Below are 8,179 nucleotides of genomic sequence, written 5' to 3'. Positions count from 1 at the left end.
GCCAAGGAGGAGGTCACACCTGAGCCGACGCCGGTCGAGACTCCGGTTGAGGTGGCCACACCCACGCCGGAGCCCACAGCTACTGCGCCGGTGGATGTTACCCCAGAGGCCACCATTACCGCCACGCCCGGGATCGCGGTCACCGAGACCCCTAGCGCGACCGAGACCGCTGCCCCCGAGGAGACGGAGACGCCCGAGGTCGGCGAGACTCCGACGGTGGAAGGGACTCCGGCCCCCGGCGAGGCCGTGCCGCTGCAACCGCCATTGATCCCCCACCCGGTGGAAGGGCGCGAGGAGTGCCTGGCCTGTCATGCCGTAGACAGCCCGATCCAGCCGGCGCCTGACAACCACGCTGACTTCACCGACGACCAGTGCCAGACGTGCCACAAGCTCGGTGTGGAGGGCTCGCCTGAACCCGAGGTGCCAGAGAGGGTGACGACGGACCTCTGTCTCTTCTGCCACGGCCCGTACGACGTTCTGCGAAGCGCAACGGAGGACTACCAGGTCTCGGAGCAGGTGACAGCGAACCCGCACCAGTATGTGCCTCACGAGTCCGATAGCCCCAGTGACATCCCGGTCTGCGACCGCTGCCATCGACCTCACGCGTTGCCAGTGACGGAGGAGGTGGAGTTCGAGGACCCCGGCATCCGCTGGTGTTTCGCGGCCTGCCATCATACTGGGACATTGAACCCGTGTAGCGACTGCCACTAGACGCGCCGGCCGCGGCCCTTTGGCCGGAAGTCATGCGCGAGGGAAGAGAGCCCCAGGGAGCCGGCGACACGCCGGCTCCCTACGCTTGTGGGCTGCGGCAGGCGGTAGCGGCGGGAATAGCGCAAGGACCAGGCATCATCGTTACCCCGATGGGCTCACATTCGCTGCGCAAGGTGCTTGACAGCTCGGCGGCATTGGGATACGGTAGCGGTGGCTTGAGGGCAGCGGTTACAGCCAGCCATCTGGCCACAGAGTGAGTAGCGGTCAGCATTACCGCAAGTCGCGCCTGAGGCGCCTGTACTCAGGTGCACTCGGGTCCAGGTTAGTGGAGGAGTTGGTACGATGTCAGACAGGAAGAGGACCTCACGTAGGCGGTTCATCGCGGGTACGGCCGTGGCCGGGGCGGGGGCCCTGGCGACGGTCACCAGCCGAGCAGCGGCCCAGACTCCCACACCAACCGCAGAAGCCACGGGCACGCCGGGGCAGCAGTATGATGTGGTGGTGGCCGGATCCGGCCTGGGCGGGCTGGCGGCGGCCTTGGCAGCCGCCCAGGAAGGGGCCAGTGTGCTCTTGATCGAGGCATCTCAGGAGACCGGCGGCACGGCCCTGTTCTCGGGTGGTGCCATCCACGTCTGGGGGGCGGAAACGTTCGAGGACTTGCAGAGACGGGTGCCGCTGCTCGATCCCAAGCTTGGGCGGGTGCTGATGGAGAACTACTCTGACACTCTGGAGTGGCTTCGTGCCACCGATGTCGAGTGGCCGGAGATGAGCCCGGCTCTCACTATAGCGCTGGGCGAGAACTCGCTGAGCATCGGGGATACGTACGAGCAGAAGCGTGAGACGATTGACCAGTGGGTTCAGGCGATCGAGGCGGCTGGCGGCGAAGTCCTCACTGGCATGCGAGCGGTCTCGCTCATCCAGGACGACGACCGTCGGGTGACGGGGCTGCGCGTGGCCGACGCCAGTGATGAGTACAGTGACATCATGGCCGGTATGGCCGTGATCCTAGCGACGGGTGCTTTCCCCGCCAACCCCGAGATGATGGTGAAGTACTACGGCCCCTTTGCAGACCTGGCGGTCATCCGGGCGGTGCCTTACAACAAGGGCGACGCCATGCTCATGGGCGAGGAGATCGGTGCCCGAATGAGCCGGGCAATCGCCACCTATTACGGTCACCTGCAGGCCTGGCCACCGATAGTTCCTCAGGATGAGGAGAGCTATGAGCAGTTCGATAAGCAACTCCTCAGGGAGCTGATGGGAGCGGTGCAGGGCTACGAGCCCAGCAGCGTGCTGGTGAACATGCACGGGCGGCGCTTCGTGGACGAGTCGCTCGGAGATGACATCGCCAACCAGGAGCTGATCTTCCAACCCCTGGCGCGGGGGTTCATGATCGTGGACTCCGCCATGGCTGTTTCCACCGCGAACCTAGAGTTGCTGGAGGAGAACGGCGGCGTAGTGCTCGCGGCAGACAGCCTGGATGAGCTGGTCCAGATGATTGCTGAGTACGGAATCGACTCGACTACTCTGATGAGCACTCTGGACGAGTACAACCAGGCCATCGAGGAAGGCACGGCGAGCGAGCTGTCGCCGGCCCGTTCCGGCAACCTGCAGGGACTGCTCCAGCCGCCCTTCTACGCCGTTCAGGTAGCGCCAGGCGTGAGCGCCAGCTACGGTGGGCTCATGATCAACGAGAACGGCCAGGTGCTGGGCCGGAACATGCACCCGATCCCTGGCCTGTACGCGGCGCCGCACGCTGCCGGCGGCATCTTCTACCGCGACTACGGTGGGTCGCTCGCCCTATGTACCGTGTTTGGCCGGATCGCTGGCATGAGCGCGGCCAGGGAAGGGAGCGCTGCTGCGATGGCGAAGGCGGTTGGCGGCCTCTAGACCGCCGGGCACGACGTCTGACCGACATTGAGTCTGACGGCAGTCACATCAGAGGAAAGGGGGCCTGAGAGCTGGGCCCCCTTTCGGTTTCCTCGAATGGGCTCGGCCTAGGGCCCGGTGATGATCTCCTGGCCACCCATGAAGGGGCGCAGCACTTCGGGGACGACGATGCTGCCGTCTGCCTGCTGGTAGTTCTCCATCACGGCGATGACGGTGCGGGGCAAGGCGAGACCGGAGCCGTTGAGGGTGTGGACGAACTGGGGACGCGCCCCTTCCTCGGGGCGGTAGCGGATGCCGGCCCGCCGGGCCTGGAAGTCCTTGAAGTTGCTGCAGCTTGATACCTCCAGCCACTCCTGGGAGCCCGGCGCCCACATCTCCACGTCGAACTTGGCGGCGGCGGTGAAGCTTAGGTCGCCGGTGCACATCTGTATGATGCGGTAGGGGATCTCGAGCAGCTCGGCCACTTCTTCGGCGTTGCGGATGAGCGAGTCTAGCTCGGCCGCCGATTCCTCTGGAGCGCAGAACTTCACCATTTCCACCTTGTCGAACTGATGACCTCGCTTGAGGCCACGGGTCTCCCGGCCGGCTGACATCTTCTCTCGCCGGAAGCAGGCGGAGTACGCCACCAGGTGAATGGGCAGTCTTCCTGGCTCCAGGATCTCGTCCCGGTAGAGGTTGGTGACCGGCACCTCGGCGGTGGGTATCATCCAGAGGTCCTCTTCGTGGTCCTTATAGAGGTTCTCGCCGAACTTGGGGAGCTGGCCAGTGCCTACGAGGCAGTCGCCTCGGACCAAGTACGGGGGATAGACCTCGGTGTAGCCGTGGCGTCGGACGTGAAGGTCGAGCATCCAGGAGATGAGCGCTCGCTGCAGCCGGGCTCCGGCGCCCACGAGCACATAGAACCGGGTGCCAGAGATCTTGACTCCCCGCTCGAAGTCAATGATGCCCAGCTGAAGACCTAGCTCCCAGTGAGGCTTGGGCTCGAAGTCGAACTGGCGCGGCTTGCCCCAGGTGCGCACCACCACGTTCTCCGACTCATCCTTGCCTACGGGCACTGATTCGTCAGGCATGTTGGGCACCTCCAGCATCAAGCGGTGGAGGCGCTCCTCGGTCTGGGACAGTTCAGACTCATGTAGCTCGATTTCGGCGTTGATCCCACGCACGCGTTCGACGAGGGGCTGCCGTGCCTCCTGGTCGCGGGTGCGTCCGATCTCGCGGGAGAGGGAGTTGCGCTGGGAGCGCAGCTCGTCTACCTGGGCGACGAGGGCGCGGCGGCGCTCATCGAGCTCGAGTATCTCGTCAATGGGGGCCTCCGTATTGAGCTTCTTCAGCTCTCCCTTTACATAATCCGGACGTTCGCGAATCAGGTTGATGTCCAGCACTTCTCCGCCTCCTGGTTAAGCACAGACGCCCCTGTCCTGCCAGGACGAGGGGCGACTCGTGGTGCCACCTGACTTCGCCGGCCTTGGGCGGCCGGCCTCATTCGTGCCCTGGTAACGGGGGGCCCGGCGCGCCTTACTCGCCTTCGAGGCTTTCTGCGCGCGGCTCGGGAGGGGATCCGGCGAGGCCTGCGCCGCCTTGCACCACTCGGCGGCTCTCTGGGGCAGGGGACGGGCCGGTTGTCTCCGTCACAGCCTGTCTCGATGTGGAGGGATTATACTAGGGGCAGGGCGTCGGCGCCAGCGCGTAAGGGCTCACGATCGGAGGGATGGGTGCGTGCAGGTGGCCGTGGCCTGGGGTAGACCGGCGTGGGCGGCTTCTACACAGGCCCTGAGAGCCCGCTGTTCCGCCGGCCGCAAGGGCAAGGCGGTGTGGTTCGACTCCCCCCTTGAGGAGTGAGCGCCTCAAGGCACGCTGGGCAGGCGGAGGCATGGCGCGCGTGGACGCGCACTCCCCCAGGGATGGTGCTCTGTCGCAGGTCCGGCGTATGGGTGGCCGCTTGCTGGCAGGCGCGATCACGGCCGCTAGGTGCTGGTTCGCCCGAATTGACCGTCGAAAACGGGCTGGGTATAATGGGAGTGTAGCTTGCCCTCGTGGTGGAATGGCATACACAGCAGGTTGAGGGCCTGTGCCCGTCTAGGGCGTGCTGGTTCGAATCCAGTCGAGGGCACCAATGGCGGGTTGCTGGCCGGGGCCGGCGGGCGGCAGTTGAGCCGTCCCGGGCTCCGGCGTCTCCGTTCTCGGGCCCAGGAACGCGAGCCTCTCCGAGTAGATTGCCGCTCTAGCGTCACCTCCGCTTTCTGGTGTCAGCGTACCGGCGTGCGCCGTTCCTGACTGCGGTGACCTCGGGGCAGCAGGACACGGAGCATCTCGCCAGTTTCGCTCCCGTGAGCGTATCATACTGCCGTCGAGCCAGCCCCGGCGCTGCCGGGGCGTTCGGGCGAGGAGGCAGGAGATGGGGAACAGTGTCGGCGAAGCACGGCGCCAAGCGGAGTCGCCGGACGTGGCTCAGGCTCGGCTGGAATCGGTGCGCATAGCGGCCCTGGCGACGGCCGTGGCAAGCCTGTGCGGCCGCTGGGTGGCCATGGCCCAGCGCTTCCCAGACGGGGGGCTCCTGCTGGGGCTGACGGCGCTACTCCTGGTCTCTCTCCTGGCCTACTCCCTGGCGTCGCAGCGCCCCACTGCTGCCGCGTTGATCCTGGCAGTGGCCATGAGCGGCTTCGCCTTCCTCCTGGCACGGGTGTTTGCCGAGCCTTTGGCCGCCTGCCTGCTCGCTTTCCCCGCTATTCTCCTCGGCGGCCTGTTCGGTCCGCTGGCCCTGATCCTAGCGGCGCCGCTGTCGGCCGCGGTGACTCTGATGGCCGTCGCCGGTACCCCCGGCGGTGGGCTCGCGGCTCTGAGCGTGTTCGCTTCGATCGTCGCTACCTGGGTCGTCATGCTACCGCTCCACCAGCGGCTCGGTTGGGCGTGGCGCACCAGCGTCCAGTCCATCCAGTTGACGGAGCAGCTGAGGCACCAGAAAGCCAAGCTTGGCATCACGGTCAAAGCTCTGGAGCTCAGCAACCACCTGCTCCAGCGCACCAACTACGAGCTTACGGTCGCCGAGCAGGAGGCGAATGAAGCCAGGGCGAGCAAGGAGCAGTTCGCCGCCACCATCAGCCACGAGTTGCGGGCTCCTCTCAACATAATACTGGGTTTCGCCGACATCATGCACCACTCGCCGGAGGTCTACGGCGACGTCGCCTGGACCCCCACTCTGCGCCGAGATGTGGCTGAGATTCACCGCAATGCTAGGTACCTGGCCGACTTCACCAATGACATCGTGGATCTGGCGGCCAGCGAGAAGCCGCGCCTGTCGCTGCGTTGCGAGATAACCGACCTGGGCGAGTTGGTCGAGGAGGTGATGCCGCTCGCTCGGGCGCTGTTGCATGACAAGGCTGTAACGCTGAACACATCCGTCCCCCCGAACCTACCCCGTCTGCTTCTGGACCGCATGCGGATCCGACAGGTGCTGCTCAATCTGCTCACGAACGCGATCCGATTCACTGACTCTGGGGAGATAACGGTGCGGCTCGGGCAGCCGCAGCCGGCTGAGGTGGAGATCCTGGTTCGGGATACTGGTCCGGGGATACCGCCGGAGGAGTTGCAGGCCGTCTTCCGGGAGTTCTATCAGTCTGACAGCCATGCCGGTCTGAAAGGGCAGGGCAAGGGGTTGGGGTTGGCCATCGCCAAGCACTTGGTTCAGTTGCATGGCGGGCGCATCTGGGCCGAGAGCCAGCCAGGGCACGGCGCCACCTTCCACGTCACCCTGCCGGTGGTGGCCAGGGGGCTCTCGCGCTCGGTACGCACCCCTCTACCGGCCGGCCAGCGCCCCCACGGCCGCGGGGCGGTGGTTGTTGCCACCGAGGGTCGGGCGGTCCGGTCACCCGATGTGCTCTCGGAGGGCTGGCAAGTGGTCCAGGCCGCGTCGGAGGAGGAGCTGGCGCTGCGGGTGGATGAGATGCACCCGGACGTGCTGGTGCTTGAGGGCCCCGACTCAGGCGAAGGCCGGGCGATCGCGCGGGCCTTTCCCTCCATTCCGGTGCTAGCCTGGGAGTACGGCGGCGACGGAGAGGTACTGAAGCAGGCATCGTTTCGCGAGGTACTGCACAAGCCCGTCACGGCCCCACAGTTGCTCGAGGCCCTGGCCCGAGCGCTACCGGAGGCGCACGGCCGTGTGCTCCTGATTGACGACGATCGGGCCTTTGTGCAACTCGTCCTTCGTATGCTGCGGGCCCACGAAGCACCTTACCAGGTGCGTTGCGCCTACACTGGCGCTGGCGGACTCGAGCGCGCTCGGGAGCAGGCTCCGGACGTCGTGCTCCTGGACCTGCGCCTGCCCGACGCCGACGGCCTGGATGTTGCCCGCGAGCTGCGGAAGATCGCGGGCTTGGCCGAGACGCCGATCATCCTGGTCACGGCGGCTCTTCCGCCGAGTGACCGGGCAGCGGCGGCCCTTCACGTGTACAAGGGCGATGGGCTCTCATCCCAGGAGATAGCCCAGTTGATGGACGGAGTGCTGCAAGTTCTGCACGCCGACTACGTGCACGGCGTGAGGCAGCGTTCCAGCTGATGGAGGAGCTCGGTCTGGCTGATCGGCTTGCGCAGGCAGGCGGTGGCTCCCAGTGACCGGGCCAGGGGAGTGTCGTCGAAGATAGAGCACACCAGCACCGGCACCGTGGCCGTCTCGGCCTGGGCCCTGAGGGCACGGAGGACACTCCAACCATCGAACCGTGGCATCATGATGTCCAGCATTATCACGTCGGGGCGCACGTGCTTGGCCACATCGGCGGCAATGCGTGCGTCCTCCACGCCTGTCAGCGCCCACTCGGGTGAGTGCGCCAGATACCGCCGATAGAGCTGCATGGCTCCGGGGTTGTCGTCAATGACGAGGAGCTTGCGCGGGCTCGCCGCCATGACTCCAAAGGCTAACCTCCCGGTGCCCGCGGGCCCCGCGGTGAACTCACAGGCCACGTTCTGGGCCCTGGCCACTCGTGCAAGGACCGCCAGGTCAGCGGGTTCGGCCTGGGCGGCGCACAGGGGGAAGGTGACCGAGACCTCCAGCTTCTCCCCCTGTGGGGCGGCGGACACGCTGACGGCACCGCCCTGGCCCAGCTGGATGGCCATGCTCACGGCCTGAGTGAGAATCTGTCCCAATGTTCCCGGATCGGCAACCACACGGGGCAAGCCCTCCGCCCCAGCCAGGCGTACCGACGTACCTAAGGCGGCCGCCAGACCGGCGGTGTTCGCCACGGCTCGCCGCAGCAGTTCCGCTATGTCCAGGCCCGCCTGGCTGAGAGCGAGCGAGCCCAGCTCGGCGGTCAGTGCCTCTTCCGCTGGTGTACCGGCGGAAGTGGCCGCTTCCGCGGTCACCGGCATGGCTGCCAGAATCCCGGCCAGCTCCTCCCGGGCCCGCTGGAGGTCACGATAGATCTGTCGCTCGGTGATGCCGATCTCATCGGCGATGTCGGTGATGGTGTTGCCCTCCACGTAACGGAGGTGCAGGACGTCGTAGGCGCGGTTGCGGATGGAGCCGAAGATGTAGCCGTCAGCCGGCTGCAGGGATGCAATGGCATCCAGGAGAAGGCGGCGCAGTTGACGT

At 66.2% G+C, this 8,179-nt stretch carries 5 protein-coding genes and 1 tRNA gene; 4 read left to right on the top strand and 2 right to left on the bottom strand.

What is annotated here, in order from left to right; all coding sequences use genetic code 11:
• A partial coding sequence (locus tag HPY83_19465; GenBank protein NPV10126.1) for a hypothetical protein occupies nucleotides 1-711 on the top strand: 711 nt, incomplete at its 5' end.
• 342 nt (nucleotides 712-1,053) lie between these two features.
• The gene (locus tag HPY83_19460; protein ID NPV10125.1) at nucleotides 1,054-2,598 is read left to right on the top strand and encodes an FAD-binding protein; all 1,545 of its coding nucleotides are present in this window, start codon (nucleotides 1,054-1,056) and stop codon (nucleotides 2,596-2,598) included.
• Between the two features lie 107 nt (nucleotides 2,599-2,705).
• On the opposite strand, the gene serS is transcribed toward HPY83_19460, so the two are convergent.
• A complete protein-coding gene (gene serS, locus HPY83_19455; GenBank protein ID NPV10124.1) occupies nucleotides 2,706-3,980 on the bottom strand; it encodes a serine--tRNA ligase in 1,275 nt (424 codons plus the stop codon).
• A 645-nt stretch (nucleotides 3,981-4,625) separates the two neighbouring features.
• Between serS and HPY83_19450 the strand changes: the two genes are divergently transcribed.
• Nucleotides 4,626-4,711, top strand: a tRNA-Leu gene (locus HPY83_19450).
• 282 nt (nucleotides 4,712-4,993) lie between these two features.
• Nucleotides 4,994-7,150 carry a response regulator gene (locus tag HPY83_19445; GenBank protein ID NPV10123.1) on the top strand — a complete coding sequence of 719 codons (2,157 nt, stop codon included), beginning with the start codon at nucleotides 4,994-4,996 and terminating at the stop codon, nucleotides 7,148-7,150.
• On the opposite strand, the gene HPY83_19440 is transcribed toward HPY83_19445, so the two are convergent.
• Nucleotides 7,117-8,179 (bottom strand): response regulator (locus HPY83_19440; GenBank protein ID NPV10122.1); only part of this gene is annotated, 1,063 nt, incomplete at its 5' end. The two genes, HPY83_19445 and HPY83_19440, sit on opposite strands and share 34 nt — an antisense overlap.

This window comes from Anaerolineae bacterium (genome assembly GCA_013178015.1).
Taxonomy (GTDB): Bacteria; Chloroflexota; Anaerolineae; order DRVO01; family DRVO01; genus Ch71.
The sequence above is the reverse complement of the archived record's forward strand: the minus strand, read 5'-3'. Positions and strand labels throughout refer to the sequence as shown.

Bases quoted from the DNA above. Each gene is read 5' to 3' on its own strand.
- HPY83_19460 (NPV10125.1), top strand. From the start codon at position 1,054: ATGTCAGACAGGAAGAGGACCTCACGTAGGCGGTTCATCGCGGGTACG.
- HPY83_19445 (NPV10123.1), top strand. From the start codon at position 4,994: ATGGGGAACAGTGTCGGCGAAGCACGGCGCCAAGCGGAGTCGCCGGAC.